Annotated in this window: 13 protein-coding genes and 1 riboswitch; of the genes, 10 read left to right on the plus strand and 3 right to left on the minus strand. The window is 67.5% G+C overall.

Annotated features, from left to right (window positions below):
* Positions 1-206: 206 nt before the first annotated feature.
* Both AC6CHL_RS06350 and thiC read right to left on the minus strand, forming a co-directional pair.
* Complete coding sequence (locus AC6CHL_RS06350; RefSeq protein WP_498293852.1) at positions 207-884, minus strand: ion channel; 678 nt, start codon at positions 882-884, stop codon at positions 207-209.
* A 100-nt stretch (positions 885-984) separates the two neighbouring features.
* On the minus strand, positions 985-2,862 hold the full coding sequence (thiC, locus tag AC6CHL_RS06355; RefSeq protein ID WP_498293854.1) for a phosphomethylpyrimidine synthase ThiC: 1,878 nt from the start codon (positions 2,860-2,862) through the stop codon (positions 985-987).
* Positions 2,863-2,974: 112 nt separating this feature from the next.
* A riboswitch (TPP riboswitch) is annotated at positions 2,975-3,076 on the minus strand.
* A 246-nt stretch (positions 3,077-3,322) separates the two neighbouring features.
* On the opposite strand from thiC, the gene AC6CHL_RS06360 reads away from it, so the two are divergent.
* Positions 3,323-4,891: a BCCT family transporter gene (locus AC6CHL_RS06360; protein WP_498293856.1), complete on the plus strand. Its 1,569-nt coding sequence runs from the start codon at positions 3,323-3,325 to the stop codon at positions 4,889-4,891.
* A gap of 283 nt (positions 4,892-5,174) precedes the next feature.
* On the opposite strand, the gene ggt is transcribed toward AC6CHL_RS06360, so the two are convergent.
* Positions 5,175-6,893: a gamma-glutamyltransferase gene (gene ggt, locus AC6CHL_RS06365; RefSeq protein WP_498293858.1), complete on the minus strand. Its 1,719-nt coding sequence runs from the start codon at positions 6,891-6,893 to the stop codon at positions 5,175-5,177.
* A gap of 651 nt (positions 6,894-7,544) precedes the next feature.
* On the opposite strand from ggt, the gene ilvC reads away from it, so the two are divergent.
* The 9 genes from ilvC to leuB all read left to right on the plus strand — a co-directional run bounded on the left by ilvC (position 7,545) and on the right by leuB (position 17,208).
* Positions 7,545-8,519, plus strand: coding sequence for a ketol-acid reductoisomerase (gene ilvC / locus AC6CHL_RS06370; RefSeq protein WP_038686400.1), 975 nt, complete (start codon positions 7,545-7,547; stop codon positions 8,517-8,519).
* Between the two features lie 39 nt (positions 8,520-8,558).
* A complete protein-coding gene (gene ilvG, locus AC6CHL_RS06375) occupies positions 8,559-10,292 on the plus strand; it encodes an acetolactate synthase 2 catalytic subunit (protein ID WP_498293860.1) in 1,734 nt (577 codons plus the stop codon).
* Positions 10,276-10,530 carry an ACT domain-containing protein gene (locus AC6CHL_RS06380; protein ID WP_038686396.1) on the plus strand — a complete coding sequence of 85 codons (255 nt, stop codon included), beginning with the start codon at positions 10,276-10,278 and terminating at the stop codon, positions 10,528-10,530. Before ilvG ends, AC6CHL_RS06380 begins: the two co-directional genes overlap by 17 nt.
* 150 nt (positions 10,531-10,680) lie before the next feature.
* Entirely contained in the window at positions 10,681-11,778 is a 1,098-nt protein-coding gene (locus AC6CHL_RS06385; protein ID WP_463601620.1) for a threonine dehydratase, read from the plus strand.
* On the plus strand, positions 11,775-13,328 hold the full coding sequence (locus tag AC6CHL_RS06390) for a 2-isopropylmalate synthase (protein WP_425598293.1): 1,554 nt from the start codon (positions 11,775-11,777) through the stop codon (positions 13,326-13,328). The genes AC6CHL_RS06385 and AC6CHL_RS06390 overlap by 4 nt, the downstream gene beginning before the upstream one ends.
* 9 nt (positions 13,329-13,337) lie before the next feature.
* A complete protein-coding gene (locus AC6CHL_RS06395) occupies positions 13,338-14,123 on the plus strand; it encodes a methyltransferase domain-containing protein (protein ID WP_447595562.1) in 786 nt (261 codons plus the stop codon).
* A 34-nt stretch (positions 14,124-14,157) separates the two neighbouring features.
* Entirely contained in the window at positions 14,158-15,579 is a 1,422-nt protein-coding gene (gene leuC, locus AC6CHL_RS06400) for a 3-isopropylmalate dehydratase large subunit (RefSeq protein WP_498293862.1), read from the plus strand.
* Positions 15,579-16,157, plus strand: a complete 579-nt coding sequence (gene leuD / locus AC6CHL_RS06405) for a 3-isopropylmalate dehydratase small subunit (protein ID WP_038686391.1) — start codon at positions 15,579-15,581, stop codon at positions 16,155-16,157. The genes leuC and leuD overlap by 1 nt, the downstream gene beginning before the upstream one ends.
* Entirely contained in the window at positions 16,147-17,208 is a 1,062-nt protein-coding gene (leuB, locus tag AC6CHL_RS06410) for a 3-isopropylmalate dehydrogenase (RefSeq protein WP_498293864.1), read from the plus strand. The genes leuD and leuB overlap by 11 nt, the downstream gene beginning before the upstream one ends.
* Positions 17,209-17,311: the final 103 nt, after the last annotated feature.

Below are 17,311 nucleotides of genomic sequence, written 5' to 3' on the forward strand. Positions count from 1 at the left end.
ATCGCAACCGACACCGATCGAACGAACCGCCAGATTCCGCACATGCCATCAGCGCAAACCGTAAAACAACTGAAGCGCGCGAATACTAGCCTATGCCGGTTAACCGCGCCTGTGCGTGCGGCCAACATCAGGCTCTCTCTCGCCGACGAATTCACATAAATCGCTTCAGTATTCGCGCCTTCGGGCGCGAATTTTTTATCTGCGATTCAGCTTTGTACACGCTTGATCATGGTCAATCCGACCAGTCGCGAGACCACCAAAGCCACGTACATCACGCCTGCGAACTGCTCCAGCATGACCAGTGCGCGTGCTTGCGGATGCACCGGCACCACGTCGCTCAAACCCACCCCGGACAGCAAGCTGAAGCTGAGATAAAGAAGCTCCATCCAGGTGCGCAATTCGCTCTCGCTGGTGGCCAGGAAACTGCCCGGGTACCACTGCTGGCAGACCGAGAAGGCGAACGCGAATGCCCAAGCCAACAGGGTGAACGTTGCCCCGGCCGCGAACAGTTCGTCGCGGGTGACCTTGTGGTCCTGGAGCATGTAGGCGGTCAGGCTGCCGGCGGTATAGAAATACAGCAGGCATTCCAGCAACTGGGCGGTGGTGGTGAGGGTGGGCCTGCCGAGCAGTGCCCCGGCGATGGAGAAGACCACCGCCGGGATGGCCAGCAGCAGCGCCAGCCATATGCCCAACGGGCTGCGCCGCACCACCCACAGGGCCAGGCCGAGCACGGCGATGCCGAACGCACCGAACACCGCGCGGCTGGCCCCGGCTTCGTCCATCGCCGGGTACAGCAGCACGCCCAGCAACTGCACGGCCAGCAACCACGCCGACGGATGCCGCCGTGCGATGGCCAGCCACTTGGTGGTACGTGCGATTGCCATGCCAGATCCCTTCCCTGCCCCGTTCGCCGCCGAGCTTAGCGCGCTTGCCGCCCCTGCCGCATGAGCACCGGGGCGACGGCCCGCCGCCCCGGCACCGGCCTCATTCCTGCCGGTAGACCTGCGCGCCGAGGTCGCGGAACTGCGCCGACTTGTCGGCCATGCCCTCCTCGATCGCGTCCTGTTCGGACAGACCGTGTTCGGCGGCATAGTCGCGCACGTCCTGGGTGATCTTCATCGAGCAGAAGTGCGGGCCGCACATCGAACAGAAGTGCGCCAGCTTGTGCGCGTCCTTGGGCAGGGTTTCATCGTGGAATTCCTTGGCCTTCTCCGGATCCAGGCCGAGGTGGAACTGGTCTTCCCAGCGGAACTCGAAGCGCGCCTTGCTCAGTGCGTTGTCACGCACCTGCGCGCCGGGATGGCCCTTGGCCAGGTCCGAGGCATGCGCGGCGATGCGGTAGGCCATGATGCCGTCGCGCACATCCTGGCGGTTGGGCAGGCCCAGGTGTTCCTTCGGCGTGACATAGCAAAGCATCGCGGTGCCGTACCAGCCGATCATGGCCGCACCGATCGCGCTGGTGATGTGGTCGTAGCCCGGCGCGATGTCGGTGGTGAGCGGCCCCAGCGTGTAGAACGGCGCCTCGCCGCATTCGCGCAGCTGCTTGTCCATGTTCTCCTTGATCAACTGCATGGGCACGTGGCCCGGGCCTTCGATCATGGTCTGCACGTCGTGCTTCCAGGCGATTTTGGTCAACTCGCCGAGGGTTTCCAGCTCACCGAACTGGGCGGCATCGTTGGCATCGGCAATGCAGCCGGGGCGCAGGCCGTCGCCGAGAGAGAAGGTCACGTCGTAGGCCTTCATGATTTCGCAGATGTCCTCGAAGTGCGTGTAGAGGAAGTTCTCCTTGTGGTGGGCCAGGCACCACTTGGCCAGGATGCTGCCACCGCGCGAGACGATGCCGGTCACGCGCTTGGCGGTCAGCGGCACGTAGCGCAGCAGCACGCCGGCGTGGATGGTGAAGTAATCCACGCCCTGCTCGGCCTGTTCGATCAGCGTGTCGCGGAAGATCTCCCAGGTGAGTTCCTCGGCGCGCCCATCTACCTTCTCCAGCGCCTGGTAGATCGGCACGGTGCCGATCGCCACCGGCGAGTTGCGCAGGATCCACTCGCGGGTTTCGTGGATGTGCTTGCCGGTGGAGAGGTCCATCACCGTGTCGCCGCCCCAGCGGATCGCCCACACCAGCTTTTCCACTTCCTCGGCGATGCCCGACGACACCGCGCTGTTGCCGATGTTGGCGTTGATCTTGGTCAGGAAGTTGCGGCCGATGATCATCGGCTCGCTTTCCGGGTGATTGATGTTGTTGGGCAGTACCGCGCGGCCGCGGGCGATCTCGTCGCGCACGAATTCAGGCGTGATGCGCGTTGGGATGGACGCGCCGAAAGACTCCCCGGGGTGCTGCCTGAGCAGCGCGGCATCGCGGATGGCCTCGATGCGCTGGTTCTCGCGGATGGCCACGAATTCCATTTCCGGGGTGATGATGCCGCGCCGTGCGTAGTGCATCTGGGTGACGTTGGCGCCGGCCACCGCACGGCGTGGCTGCAGCCGCGACGGGAAACGCACCGCGTCCAGGCGTGCATCGGTTTCGCGCGCCCGCCCGAAGCTGGAGCTCAGGCCGTGCAGCAGTTCGGTATCGCCCCGCTCGGCCACCCAGCCGGCCCGCAACGGCGGCAGGCCGCAGGAGAGGTCGATGCGCGCATTCGGATCGGTATACGGGCCAGATGTGTCATACACGGTGACCGGCGCGTTCTCTTCCCCACCAAACAGGGTTGGCGTGCGGGTCAGCACGATCTCGCGCATGGGCACCTGCAGGTCGCTGCGTGAGCCGGGCACATGGATCTTGCGCGAGCCGGGAATGGGTCGGGTGACCGATTCGGACAGTTGCTGGGCCTGCTGCTGCAGGGAGGAAAGCGCTGCGTTCATGACTTCGTCCTGGATCGGGTTCCGCCCAGGAATAGGCGGAACGGACGAAGCGGCGGCGCACGACGGACGCAACACGGGCGGTCTTCGGGCGGGGCAGCCCTACGGCGCATTGCGTCAGCATTGCGAAGCATCCCTACGCCGGTATCAACCGGATCAGGTTCGAAGGGACTGTCTCAACCGTGGCCACTGGGCCGCGGTACCCCCGCTTCGGGGCGAATTAGACCACAACCCTGACGCAATTGCCGCGTCCGGCCCGAAGCCGTGCAGACAGCGGCTGGAACGTGAAAAAGGCGCTGATCTGCCATCCGCTAGAATGCTGCGGCGCGGAATGGCCGTCTGGCTGGTCCGCCCTGGAGTTCCGCAACCGGCATCGACCGGCTTGAATCGCCCCAGCCGCCGCCTCGGCAGCGCTGGAGACGGCAGGCATTCGCTCGCCCCCTTTGTACGGAGAAACTCCTCCATGGTGTTTCGCATTTCCATCGCACTGATCATTGCATTGGTGCTGATCGCCGGCCTCGCGCCCGGCCCCTTCAACGACGTGATCCAGAGTGGCCTGGGCCACATCATCCGCAGCACCGGCTGGCTGTACCTGCTGGTTGTGTTCATCACGCTGTCGTTCCTGATGTACCTGGCGTTCGGGCGGTTGGGCTCGCTGCGCATCGGCGGCGAAGATGCCGAGCCGGATTTTTCCAACGCCAGCTGGATGTCGATGCTGTTTGCCGCCGGCATGGGTATCGGCCTGGTGTTCTGGGGCGCGGCCGAGCCGATCTCGCACTTCGTCAAGCCGCCGGAAGGGCTGGCACCGCAGAGCATGGAAGCGGCCCGTGCCTCGATGCGCTACGCGTTCTTCCACTGGGGCCTGCATCCGTGGGCGATCTATGCGCTGATCGGGCTGGCCATGGCGTGGTTCCAGTTCAACCGCAACGGCCGCGGCCTGATCAGTGATCTGTTGCAGCCGATCATCGGCGCGCATCACCGCGGCTGGATGGGCACGGTGGTGAACGTGGCGGCGGTGGTGGCCACCGCGATCGGCGTGGCCACCACGCTGGGCTTCGGTACGATCCAGATCGCGGCGGGCCTGCATCGCGTGTTCGGCATCCAGGATTCGATTCCGGTGCAGCTGACCATCATCGCGGTGGCGTTCGTGCTGTACATGGCCTCCACCACCAGCGGGGTGAACCGCGGCATCAAGTGGCTGTCCAACTTCAACCTGGGGCTGGCGGCGGTATTGCTGGCGCTGGTGATGGTGCTGGGGCCCACCGGGTTCATCTTCGATACGTTCACCACCACCATCGGGTCCTACCTCAATTCGCTGGTGACGATGAGCCTGCGCATGTCGCCGTTCTCGGGCAGCACGTGGGTGGCCGACTGGACGATCTTCTACTGGGCCTGGTGGATCGCGTGGGCGCCGTTCGTGGGCTCGTTCATTGCGCGGGTGTCGCGCGGGCGCAGCATCCGCGAGTTCGTGCTGGGCGTGGTGATCGCACCCAGCGTGCTGGGCTTCCTGTGGTTCTCGGTGTTTGGCGGCACCGCGCTGTGGTCGCAGATCTTCGGCCACGTGGACCTGGCGCAGGCGCTGGGCAACGGCTATGAGACGGTGCTGTTCACGATGTTCGACAGCCTGCCGATGCCGATGGTGTTGTCGGTGATTGCGCTGGTGCTGTTGATGATCTTCTTCGTGACCTCGGCCGACTCGGCGGTGCTGGTGCTGGCCACGATGTCCACCGAGGAGGCGGGTGACCCGCCGTTGGCGCGGCGGATGGTGTGGGGGGTAGCGATCGCGCTGATTGCCGGTGTGTTGCTGCTGGCCGGTGGGCTGACCGCGCTGCAGGGCATGATCACGATTGCGGCCTTGCCGTTCGCGCTGTTGATGCTGCTGGTGATGTGGTCGCTGTACCGGGTGCTGGATATGGAGTACGCGTTGCAGCGCCGGCGTGCGCAGCGGGCACGGCGGATGATGGACGAGTGGATCGAGCGGGAGATCGCCGCGCAGGAAGAGACGCGGGATGAGGCGGCGCGGGCGCCGTAGGGCGTACACCGTTGCGCTGTCGGTGGCAGGGTCGCGCCGGGTGGGTTGGCGGGACACGCTGCAAGTCCCGCTCCGCGGCCCGGCCCAGCCGCTGGCGGCTGTGCGTTCGGGCACATGCGAGGCAGTGCCTCGCAAGCAATGTGCCCTCACCCATGTAAGCTCCGTCGCCGCATCCATGCGGCTCAGGGTCCCGCCAACCCACCCACCGCGCCCCTCTGACAGTGGGTCGGTGAGTTGAGGAGAGCAGCCGACCAACGGTCGGCTCTACCCCCGCCGCGTTGGTTTAGTAGCCTGCGGCTTGGCCGTCTTTTCGGCTTTCTGAGGCGCCGTAGTACACGCCGGTTTCCGGGTCGCGCAGGATGGCCTGGTAGCCGCCGTAGGGGCCGTCGGCGAAGGTGACGCGGTGGCCCTTGCGCATCAGCGCGCGCACCGTTTCGTATGGGAAGCCGGTTTCCAGGTTGACCTCGCCACCGTCGCTCATCGCCGTGGCCTGCCCGGTCGGTTCGGTCGACCCTTCGTGCTGGATGCGCGGCGCATCGCCGGCTTCCTGCAGGTTCATGCCGAAGTCGACCATGTTCATCACGATCTGCGCGTGCCCCTGCGGCTGCATCGCCCCGCCCATCACCCCGAAGCTCATCCAGGGCTTGCCGTCCTTGGTCACGAAGCCGGGAATGATGGTCTGGAACGGGCGCTTGCCCGGCGCGTAGCCGTTCGGGTGGTCCTTCTGCAGGACGAACATCTCACCGCGGTCCTGCAGGATGAAGCCCAGCCCCGGGGGCGCCATGCCACTGCCCATGCCGCGGTAGTTGGACTGGATCAGCGACACCATCATCCCGTCCGCGTCGGCGACGGTCATGTAGATCGTGTCACCTTCCTGCAGCTGCTTCGGCGTGCCCGGCTGCACTTCGCGCAGGGCCTTGTCCATCGAGATCAACGCACGCCGCTGCGCCGCGTAGCCCTTCGAGACCAGCCGTTCCACCGGTGCCGGGTGGAATGCCGGATCGGTGTAGAAGCGCGCGCGGTCGGCGAAGGCCAGCTTCTTGGCTTCCACGAACAGGTGCACGTGTTCGGGCGAGCCGAAGGGGATCTTCGAGAAGTCGTAGCCCTCCAGCACGTTCAGGATCTGCAGCACCGCGATGCCCTGGCTGTTGGGCGGCAGCTCCCAGACGTCGTAGCCACGGTAGTTGCTGCTCACCGGATCCACCCACTCACCGTGGTGGCTGGCCATGTCCTCGTAGCTCAGGTAGCCGCCGTTGGCCTTGAAGTAGCTGCCGATGGTGCGGGCGATGTCGCCCTTGTAGAAGGCATCGCGGCCACCGCGGCCGATCTGTTCCAGGGTGTTGGCCAGGTTCGGGTTCTTCCACATCTCGCCCTTGCGCGGCGCATGCCCGTTGACGGTGAACTGCTCCTTGAAGCCCGGGTACTGCGACAGCTTGGGCACCGAGCGGTCCCAGTAGTAGGCGATCACCTCGGCCACCGGATGGCCCTCGCGGGCGTAGCGGATGGCCGGGGCCAGGTTGTCGGCCATCGGCTTGCGGCCGAAGCGCTCGTGCAGCGCGAACCAGCCGTCCACCGCGCCCGGCACCGAGACCGGCAGCGGGCCGGTGGCCGGGATCTCCTTCAGGCCGCGGCGCTGGAACTCGGCCAGGGTGAGCGACTTGGGCGACCGGCCCGAGCCGTTGTAGCCGTAAAGCTTCTGGGTCTTCGGGTCCCACACGATGGCAAACAGGTCGCCGCCGACGCCGTTGCCGGTCGGCTCCATCAGGCCCAGCGCGGCGTTGGCCGCGATCGCCGCGTCCACGGCCGAGCCGCCGCCCTTCATCACGTCCAGCGCGATCTGGGTCGCCAGCGGCTGCGAGGTGGCGGCCATCGCGTGCGGGGCGATCACCTCCGAGCGGGTGGCGAAGGGATGGCCGGTGACGCGGTCGGCGGCACTGGCGGCGATGGGAAGGGCACACAGCACGGCGGCGGCAAGCAGGCCGCGGGCAAGACGTCGGGACACGGGGGATTCCTGATGGGTGGTAGCCACACCGATAGTGGCGGCAGAGCGGCCGCGATGGCATCCCACAATGGTCATGCCGTGGGCCGCATCGGCACCGAAATCCGCGCAGAACGTGCCTGCAAAATAGTGAATTCGGGTTCACCGCAACGCTTTCAACCGCAACCATCCTTGCGTGGCGGGGCTTTGCGCTGGATGCAGGCGAAACTGTTGGAAATATGCCTGCCAGGGTTGACAGCCTTAAAACCGCTGTGGTTTTCTCGATCTCATGTTGCAGCGCACAGCCATCCGCGAATCCATCGAGCACGCCGACACCGGCGGGGCGTCGATCCGTTCGCTTCTTGTCCTCGTACTTATTACCCAACCAACAGGTGCGGGACGGACCGGCGTGTAAGCAAGACTGCCAGGTATCCATCAAAACCCGCACCCACCCAGGTGCGGGTTTTTTCGTTTCAGAGCCTCCTCATTTTCCTCCCCCTTCCCGAGTTGCCCTTCCCGCCATGACCCGCCCGTCCGCCACCACCGCCTTCATGCCCACCGCCCCCACGGCGGATGCGTGCGGTTGTGGCGCTGCGCGTGCCACCCCTTCCCCTGACTGGCCGACGCGTCGCTGACCGTCGGCCATCTTTTTATTTCCGCCAAAGGACCTCCCCCATGAGCACCAACGACCTGCCCCAGATCAAGATCGCTGTTGTCGGCTACGGCAGCCAGGGCCGCGCCCACGCACTGAACCTGCGTGAATCCGGCTTCGACGTTGTCATCGGGCTGCGCCCGGGTGGCCCCACCGAGGTCAAGGCGCAGGCCGATGGCTTCACCGTCAAGGCCCCGGCCGAGGCGGTCAAGGATGCGGATCTGGTCGCCGTGCTGACCCCGGACATGGTCCAGAAGAAACTGTACGAGGACGTGCTCGCCCCGAACATGAAACAGGGCGCGGTGCTGCTGTTCGCGCATGGCCTGAACGTGCATTTCGACATGATCAAGCCGCGTGACGACCTGGACGTGGTGCTGGTCGCGCCCAAGGGCCCGGGCGCGCTGGTGCGCCGTGAGTACGAGATCGGCCGGGGCGTTCCGTGCATCTGGGCGGTCTACCAGGACCGGAGCGGCAAGGCCGCCGAGTACGCGCTGGCCTATGCGGCCGGGCTGGGCGGCGCACGCGCCAACCTGATCCAGACCACGTTCAAGGAAGAGACCGAAACCGATCTGTTCGGCGAGCAGGCAGTGCTGTGCGGCGGTGCCTCGGCGCTGGTGCAGGCCGGCTTTGAAACGCTGGTGGAAGCCGGCTACCAGCCGGAAATCGCCTACTACGAAGTCCTGCACGAACTGAAGCTGATCGTGGACCTGTTCTACGAAGGCGGCATCACCCGCATGCTGGAATTCATCTCCGAGACCGCGCAGTACGGCGACTACGTCAGCGGCCCGCGCGTCATCGATGCCGGCACCAAGGCGCGCATGAAGGACGTGCTGACCGACATCCAGAACGGCACCTTCACCAAGAACTGGGTAGCCGAGTACGAAGCGGGCCTGCCCAACTACAACAAGTTCAAGCAGGCCGACCTGGAGCACCCGATCGAGAAGGTAGGCAAGGAACTGCGCGCCAAGATGGTCTGGTTGCAAAGTCAAGCCGCGTAACCGCGCGGCTCCCCCACCCGCTTTCGTAAAGGTCACCGCATGAATACCTCCGCACACAGCACCGCGCCCCGCAACGGCGCACGCTGGTTGACGCAGGCCCTGGAAGCCGAGGGCGTGCACACGCTGTTCGGCTACCCCGGCGGCACCATCATGCCGTTCTACGACGCCCTGGTGGATTCCGGGTTGAAGCACATCCTGGTCCGCCACGAACAGGGTGCGGCACTGGCCGCCAACGGCTATGCCCGCGCCAGCGGCCAGGTCGGCGTGTGTGTCGCAACGTCCGGCCCCGGCGCGTCGAACCTGGTCACCGGCATCGCCGATGCGATGCTGGATTCGGTGCCGATGGTCTGCATCACCGGCCAGGTCGCCACCCCGCTGCTGGGCACCGACGCGTTCCAGGAACTGGACGTGTTCGGTCTGACCATGCCGATCGTCAAGCACAGCTGGCTGGTGCGCTCGGTGGACGACCTGCCGCGCGTGGTCCGCGAAGCCTTCCGCATCGCCCGCGAGGGTCGCCCCGGGCCGGTGCTGATCGACCTGCCCAAGGACGTGCAGATCGCCGATGCCTCGCACCTGCCGGCGCACACCCCGGCCACGGTCAGCCCGCCGCCGGCACCGCAGGACGACGCAGTGGCGAAGGCCATTGCCGCGATCGCCGCCGCCGAAAAGCCGGTGATCTACGCCGGGGGCGGTGTTGCGCTGGGTGATGCGGTGGAGGACTTCCGTGCCTTCGTCGACGCCAGCGCGATCCCCACCGTGCTGACCCTGCGCGGGCTGGGCGCGCTGCCGCCGCAGCATCCGCACTACCTGGGCATGCTGGGCATGCACGGCACCCGCGCCGCCAACATGGCCGTGCAGGAAAGCGACCTGCTGATCGTGGTCGGCGCGCGCTTCGACGACCGCGCCACCGGCAAGTTGAACGAGTTCGCCCCGTTCGCGCGGGTCATCCACATCGACGCCGATGCGTATGAGATCTCCAAGCTGCGCAGTGCCGACATCGCCGTGCCGGGCAACGTGGGCAGCGCGCTGCGTGCATTGACCGCCGCGGCCACCACGCCGGCGTCGCAGGAGGCCTGGCGCAAGCGCTGCGGCAGCCACCGCGAACGCTTCGCCGCCCGCTACGATGCACCGGGCAAGCACATCTACGCCCCGGCGCTGCTGAAGCGGCTGAGCGAGCTGGCCCCGAGCGACGCGATCATTGCCTGCGATGTGGGCCAGCACCAGATGTGGGTGGCCCAGCACTGCCGCTTCAACCACCCGCGTAACCACCTGACCAGCGGCGCACTGGGCACCATGGGCTTCGGCCTGCCGGCCGCGATGGGCGCGCAGTTCGCCTGCCCCGACCGCACCGTGGTGCTGGTGTCCGGCGATGGCAGTTTCATGATGAACGTGCAGGAGCTGGCCACCATCGCGCGGTGCCGCCTGCCGGTGAAGATCGTGCTGCTGGACAACAGTTCGCTGGGCATGGTGCGCCAGTGGCAGGAACTGTTCTTCGCCGAGCGTTACAGCGAGATCGACCTGTCCGACAACCCGGACTTCGCCGCGCTGGCCCAGGTGTTCGGCATTCCCGCCACCCGTATCGAGGCCCGCGACGACGTCGAGGGTGGCCTGGCCGCGCTGCTGGCCCAGCCGGGCCCGGCGTTGCTGCACGTGGCCATCGATGCCCGCGCCAACGTGTGGCCGCTGGTGCCGCCCAACAACGCCAACAGCACCATGCTGGAAAGCAACCCTGCCCATCAGTCCCAGGAGTTCCCCAATGCAATACCGGCTTGACCTGGTGCTGGTTCCCGCCGAGGGCGCGCTGCTGCGCGTGATCGGCATGGCCGAACGCCGCGGCTTCGCGCCGCGCGCGATCGCCGGTGCGCCCAACGCGGCCGACAACGGCCGCTGGCACCTGCAGATGGTGGTGGACAGCAGCCGTCCGCCGGAAACCCTGTGCCGCCAGATCGAGAAGATCTACGACTGTGTTTCGGTGCGCATCAGCGCGCTCGAACCCGGAGTATCCGCATGAACGCCCGCACCGTTGCATCGGTGCCGGTACGGAGGTCTCTTCTTGCAGCACATGGATGTGCAAATGGTGCGCGTGCAGGAGGCACGACGTCGCACCGTGCGCCGTCGCAGCGCGTACCGCGCCGCGACGATCACCATGGCCGGGTGCGTGATGCCGGCTAGCCGTACCCCGCAGGAACCGGACGTAGGCGACGTAAGCGTCGCCGACGTGCTGGCCGCGCAGGCGCGGCTGCGCCGCTATCTGCCGCCCACCCCGCTGCACTACGCCGAGCGTTTCGGGGTCTGGCTGAAGCTGGAGAACCTGCAGCGCACCGGTTCCTACAAGGTGCGCGGCGCATTGAACGCGCTGCTGGCCGGGCGCGAACGCGGTGACGACCGCCCGGTGATCTGCGCCTCGGCCGGCAACCACGCCCAGGGCGTGGCCTGGGCCGCCTACCGGCTGAACATTCCGGCCATCACGGTGATGCCGCACGGCGCACCGGCCACCAAGATCGCCGGCGTGGCCCACTGGGGCGCCACCGTGCGCCAGCACGGCACCAGCTACGACGAGGCCTACGCCTTCGCGCGTGCGCTGGCCGACCAGCACGGCTACCGCTTCCTGTCTGCGTTCGACGACCCCGACGTGATCGCCGGGCAAGGCACGCTGGGCATCGAACTGGCGCCGCATGCGCCGGACGTGGTGATCGTGCCCATCGGCGGCGGTGGCCTGGCCTCCGGCGTGGCGCTGGCGCTGAAATCGCAGGGCGTGCGCATCGTCGGTGCCCAGGTCGAAGGCGTCGACTCGATGGCCCGCGCCATCCGCGGCGACGTCCGGGAGATCACCCCGGTGGCCACCCTGGCCGACGGCGTCAAGGTGAAGATTCCCGGCTTCCTGACCCGCAAGCTGTGCAGCGCGCTGCTGGACGATGTGGTGATCGTGCGCGAGGCCGAGCTGCGCGAAACCCTGGTGCGGCTGGCCCTGGAAGAACATGTCATCGCCGAGGGCGCCGGTGCCCTGGCGTTGGCCGCCGGCCGCCGCGTGGCCGGCAAGCGCAAGTGCGCGGTGGTGAGCGGCGGCAACATCGACGCGATGGTGCTGGCCCAGCTGCTGGCCGACATCCGCCCGCGCCCCCCGCGCAAACCCCGCCGCCGTGCCAGCGAGCGAACGCGACTACCACTGCCCACCGCGCTCGCCCCACCCAAGATTCCCGCCGCTTCCCCTTCCTTTGTGACCCCATCCGACATCGCTGTCGAGGAGACCTCCTGGTGACCACGCCCAACTCCCCCCGCATTAGAATTTTCGACACCACCCTGCGCGACGGCGAGCAATCCCCCGGCTGCAGCATGACCCCGCCGCAGAAGCTGGTGATGGCCCGCGCCCTGGCCGAGCTGGGCGTGGACATCATCGAAACCGGATTCCCGGCAAGTTCGCAGTCCGACCGCGAAGCGATGACGCTGATCGGCCGCGAACTGCGCCAGACCACCCTGGCGGTGCTGTCGCGCTGCCTGGCGACCGACATCGAAACCTCGGCCAAGGCGCTGGAAGCGGCCGCCCATCCGCGGCTGCACCTGTTCCTGTCGACCAGCCCGCTGCACCGCGAACACAAGCTGCGCATGAGCCGCGAGCAGGTGCTGGAATCGGTGCACAAGCACGTCAGCCTGGCCCGCGGTTACGTGGACGACGTGGAGTTCTCCGCAGAGGACGCCACCCGCACCGAAGAAGACTTCCTGATCGAGGTAGCCCGCGTGGCCGTGGCCGCCGGTGCCACCACCATCAACCTGCCCGACACCGTGGGCTTCACCACCCCCGAAGAGATCCGCGGCATGTTCCAGCGGGTGATCGCCGGGGTGCCCGACAGCGACCGCATCATCTTCAGTGCGCATTGCCACAACGACCTGGGCCTGGCCGTGGCCAACTCACTGGCCGCCATCGAAGGCGGCGCGCGGCAGGTGGAGTGCACCATCAACGGCATCGGCGAGCGCGCCGGCAACTGCTCGCTGGAAGAGATCGCCATGGTGCTGAAGGTGCGCAACGCCTTCTACGAGGAAGACACCCGCATCAACACCCCGCGCATCGTGTCCACCTCGCAGCTGCTGCAGCGGCTGGTCGGCATGCCGGTCCAGCGCAACAAGGCGATCGTGGGCGCCAACGCGTTCGCGCATGAGTCGGGCATCCATCAGCACGGCATGCTGCGCCACCGTGGCACCTACGAGATCATGCGCCCGGAAGACGTGGGCTGGGAGTCCTCGCAGATGGTGCTGGGCCGCCACAGCGGCCGCGCCGCGGTTGAACAGCGCCTGCGTGCGCTGGGCTTCTGGCTGGACGAGGACGAACTGAAGCACGTGTTCGAACAGTTCAAGGCACTGTGCGAGCAGCAGCGCGTGGTCACCGACGCCGACCTGCAGGTGTTGATGCAGGGCAGCGCCACCCAGAACGGCTACCGCCTGGCCTCGATGACCATCAGCGACGTGGGCAGCCGCGCCAACGCCCTGGTGGAACTGTCCGACCCGGACGGCAACCGCGTGGCCGAAACCTCGCAGGGCGATGGCCCGGTGGATGCGCTGTTCGGCGCGCTGTCGGCAGCCACCGGCGTGCAGCTGATGCTGGACAGCTACCACGTACACAGCGTCGGTATCGGTGCCGATGCACGGGGCGAGGCCAACCTGAGCGTGCGCCACGACGGTGTGGAGTACGAAGGTACCGGCACCAGCCGCGACATCATCGAAGCCTCCGCACTGGCCTGGCTGGACGTGGCCAACCGCCTGCTGCGCCAGCGCAACGCCACCGCCGAACAACCCGCGGCCAGCGCCGCGGCATAAGGAGTTTCCATGAGCGCCTTCGACAGCTTCGACACCCCCGGCACGGATGCCCACCCGTGGAACGCCCACGATTACGCCATCGACGCCGGCTTCGTGCCCGTGCTCGGCGGCGCGGTGGCGCGGCTGCTCGACCCGCAGCGCGGTGAGCGCATCCTCGACCTGGGCTGCGGCGACGGCGTGTTGAGCTTCGACCTGGCCCTCAGCGGCGCGCACATCACCGGCGTGGATGCCTCGCCGGAACTGGTCGGCGGTGCGCGCGCACGCGGCATCGAGGCGCACGTCATGGATGCCCATGCCATGACCTTCGACCGCCAGTTCGATGCGGTGTTCAGCAACGCCGCCCTGCACTGGATGCGCGGCGCCGACCAGGTGATCGCCGGCGTTGCCCGCGCGTTGAAGCCGGGCGGCCGCTTCGTCGCCGAGATGGGCGGGCACGGCAACGTGGTGGCCATCACCAGCGCGCTGCAGGCCGCCCTGTGCAGCAACGGCCACGCGGTGCCGGCGTTCCCGTGGTACTTCCCCACCGCCGACGACTATGCCGATCGCCTGCGCGCGCACGGCTTCCAGGTGCGCTACATCGAGTCGCAGGTGCGTCCCACCGCACTGCCCACCGGCATGCGCGGCTGGCTGCGGACCTTCGCCCCTCCGTTCCTGGCCGGCCTGGACGCCACGCAGCGCCAGCACGTCATCGACGCGGCGGTCGCGCTGCTCGAACCGACCCAGTGCGACGGGCGCGGCCAGTGGACCGCCGATTACGTGCGGCTGCGCTTCGACGCGCGCCTGCGCACTGTTTGATCCATCTTTGACACGCACACAGCAAGGCCATTCCATGACCCCAGCTCCCCGCACCCTGTACGACAAACTGTGGGACGCCCACATCGTCGTGCCCGAATCGGACAGCGCGCCCGCCGTGCTGTACATCGACCTGCACCTGATCCACGAAGTGACCTCGCCGCAGGCCTTCACCGAACTGCGCGAGCGTGGCCTGGCGCCGCGCCGCCCGGACCGGACCAAGGCCACCATGGACCACTCCACCCCGACCCTGCCGGCCGGCCCCGACGGCAAGCTGCCCTACGCCAGCGCCGCCTCCGAAGCGCAGGTGGCGATGCTGGCGCGCAACTGCGCCGCGTATGACATCGAGCTGTTCGACCTGCAGTCGGCCAATCGCGGCATTGTGCACGTGATTGCGCCCGAGCAGGGCTTCACCCAGCCGGGCATGACCATCGTCTGCGGCGACAGCCACACCTCCACCCACGGTGCGTTCGGCGCGCTGGCGTTCGGCATCGGCACCAGTGAAGTCGGCCACGTACTGGCGACCCAGTGCCTGCTGCAGCGCAAGGCCAAAACCATGGCCATCACCGTCGACGGCGTGCTGCCGGTGGGCGTGGGTGCCAAGGACGTGGTGCTGCACATCATCGGCGTGATCGGCGTCAATGGCGGCACCGGCCACGTGCTGGAGTTCCGCGGCAGCGCCATCGAGGCGATGGACATGGAGCAGCGCATGACGTTGTGCAACATGTCGATCGAGGCCGGTGCACGCGCCGGCATGGTCGCCCCGGACCAGACCACCTTCGACTGGGTCGCCAATACCCCGCGCGGACCCAAGGGCGCCGACTTCGACGCCGCCGTGGCCGCCTGGTCGCAGCTGCGCAGCGACGTCGGTGCGCGCTTCGACGTGGAGGTCCACATCGAGGCCGCCGACATCCGCCCCACCCTGACCTGGGGCACCCACCCCGGCACGGCGATCGCGGTGGACCAGCCAATCCCGGCGGCCAACGATGCCGCCGACCAGAAAGGCCTGGACTACATGCACTTCCACGCCGGCCAGACCCTGGCCGGCACCCCGGTGGACGTGGTGTTTGTCGGTTCGTGCACCAACGGCCGCCTGAGCGACATGCGCGAAGTGGCGCAGGTGCTGCAGGGCCGCCACGTCGCCGATGGCGTACGCATGCTGGTGGTGCCCGGTTCGGAGATCGTCAAGCGCCAGGCCGAGGCCGAAGGCATCCACACCATCGTACGTGCGGCCGGTGCCGAATGGCGCGAGCCGGGCTGCTCGATGTGCATCGCCATGAACGGCGATCTGGTCGCCCCGGGCCAGCTGGCGGTGAGCACCAGCAACCGCAACTTCGAGGGCCGCCAGGGCCCCGGCTCGCGCACGCTGCTGGCCTCGCCGATGACCGCGGCCTGGGCCGCGGTGAACGGTCGGGTGTCCGACCCGCGTGAACTGTATGCCACCCAGGAGGTGGCCTGATGAGCGGCTTCCGTACCCTGACCTCGACCAGCGTGGTGCTGCGCGAGACCAACATCGACACCGACCAGATCATCCCGGCGCGGTTCCTGTCCACCACCGAGCGCGCCGGTCTGGGCAAGCATGCCTTCAACGACTGGCGCTGGCAGAGCGAGGGCGTGCCGAACCCGGCATTCGCCTTCAACCAGCCACACAACGCCGGGCGCAGCATCCTGCTGGCCGGGCGCAACTTCGGCTGCGGCTCCTCGCGTGAGCATGCGCCGTGGGCGCTGACCGACCTGGGCCTGCGCGCCATCGTCAGCAGCGAGATCGCCGATATCTTCCGCGGCAATTCGCTGAAGAACGGCCTGCTGCCGATCGTGCTGGACGAGGCCGATGTGCAGACGCTGATGCAGCGCCCGGATGACGAATTGACCATCGACGTGGCCGCGCGCGAACTGCGCACGCCCGATGGACGCGTGTATGCCTTCCCGCTGGACGGCTTCTCGCAGACCTGCCTGCTGGAAGGCGTGGACCAATTGGGGTATCTGTTGGGCCGTACCCCTGACATTGAACGCTACGAGAGTGAACATGCACGCTGAGATTGTGGTATTGCCGGGTGACGGCATCGGTCCGGAAGTCGCCGCCGCCGCCGTCGCGGTGCTGGAGGCCGTCGCCACCCGTTTCGGTCACACCTTCGGGTTCCAGGAACACGATATCGGGGGCATCGCCATCGATCGCCACGGCGAGCCGCTGCCGGCCACCACGCTGGAGGCCTGCCGCAAGGTAGACGCCATCCTGCTTGGCGCGGTCGGCGGCCCGAAGTGGTCCGACCCGAATGCCAAGGTCCGCCCCGAGCAGGGCCTGCTGGCCATCCGCAAAGCGCTGGGTCTGTACGCCAACCTGCGCCCGGTGCGCACGCACGCGGCCGCGCTTGGCGCGTCGCCGATCAAGGCCGAACTGCTGGAGGGCGTGGACTTCGTGGTTGTGCGTGAGCTGACCGGCGGCATCTACTTCGGTGAGAAGACCCGCACCGCCGACACCGCCAGCGACCTGTGCAGCTACAGCGTGGGCGAGATCGAACGCGTGCTGCGTACCGCCTTCCGCCTGGCCCGGACCCGCCGCGGCAAGGTCACCTCGGTGGACAAGGCGAACGTGCTGGAAACCTCGCGCCTGTGGCGCGATGTCGCCGCGCGGATCGGCCGCGAGGAATTCCCGGACGTTGCACTGGAGCACCAACTGGTCGATTCGATGGCCATGCACCTGCTGGCCAAGCCGCGCGAATACGATGTGATCGTGACCGAGAACATGTTCGGTGACATCCTCACCGATGAAGCGTCGATGTTGGCCGGCTCGCTCGGTCTGCTGCCATCGGCCTCGCTGGGCGAGCCCGGCGCAGTGGGCATCTACGAGCCGATCCACGGCTCGGCGCCGGACATCGCCGGCAAGGGCATTGCCAATCCGTACGCCACGATCTTCAGTGCCGCGATGCTGCTGCGGCATTCACTGGGGCTGGACGACGAGGCTGCTACGGTCGAGGCTGCGGTGTATGCCGTGCTGGATGACGGCGTGTTCACCGCCGATCTCGCCGCCAAGGGTTTTGCGGTCAGTACCGCCGCAGCAACCGACGCGGTCCTTGCCAAGCTGCAATGATCGTCACGAACGCGGCCTGAGGGCCGCGTTCGTGTTTCCACATCCCGCACGGCCTCCCTGTCCCGTCGGCCACGTCGCAGCCAGCGGCCGGCCCCCAACAAGG

This window comes from Stenotrophomonas sp. GQ19, from assembly GCF_059758695.1.

What these genes read in the sequence shown, in the direction of transcription:
- AC6CHL_RS06350 (WP_498293852.1), bottom strand. Translation starts at nt 884, where the DNA reads ATGGCAATCGCACGTACCACCAAGTGGCTGGCCATCGCACGGCGGCAT.
- thiC (WP_498293854.1), bottom strand. Translation starts at nt 2,862, where the DNA reads ATGAACGCAGCGCTTTCCTCCCTGCAGCAGCAGGCCCAGCAACTGTCC.
- AC6CHL_RS06360 (WP_498293856.1), top strand. Translation starts at nt 3,323, where the DNA reads ATGGTGTTTCGCATTTCCATCGCACTGATCATTGCATTGGTGCTGATC.
- ilvC (WP_038686400.1), top strand. Translation starts at nt 7,545, where the DNA reads ATGAGCACCAACGACCTGCCCCAGATCAAGATCGCTGTTGTCGGCTAC.
- ilvG (WP_498293860.1), top strand. Translation starts at nt 8,559, where the DNA reads ATGAATACCTCCGCACACAGCACCGCGCCCCGCAACGGCGCACGCTGG.
- AC6CHL_RS06380 (WP_038686396.1), top strand. Translation starts at nt 10,276, where the DNA reads ATGCAATACCGGCTTGACCTGGTGCTGGTTCCCGCCGAGGGCGCGCTG.
- AC6CHL_RS06385 (WP_463601620.1), top strand. Translation starts at nt 10,681, where the DNA reads ATGCCGGCTAGCCGTACCCCGCAGGAACCGGACGTAGGCGACGTAAGC.
- AC6CHL_RS06395 (WP_447595562.1), top strand. Translation starts at nt 13,338, where the DNA reads ATGAGCGCCTTCGACAGCTTCGACACCCCCGGCACGGATGCCCACCCG.
- leuC (WP_498293862.1), top strand. Translation starts at nt 14,158, where the DNA reads ATGACCCCAGCTCCCCGCACCCTGTACGACAAACTGTGGGACGCCCAC.
- leuD (WP_038686391.1), top strand. Translation starts at nt 15,579, where the DNA reads ATGAGCGGCTTCCGTACCCTGACCTCGACCAGCGTGGTGCTGCGCGAG.
- leuB (WP_498293864.1), top strand. Translation starts at nt 16,147, where the DNA reads ATGCACGCTGAGATTGTGGTATTGCCGGGTGACGGCATCGGTCCGGAA.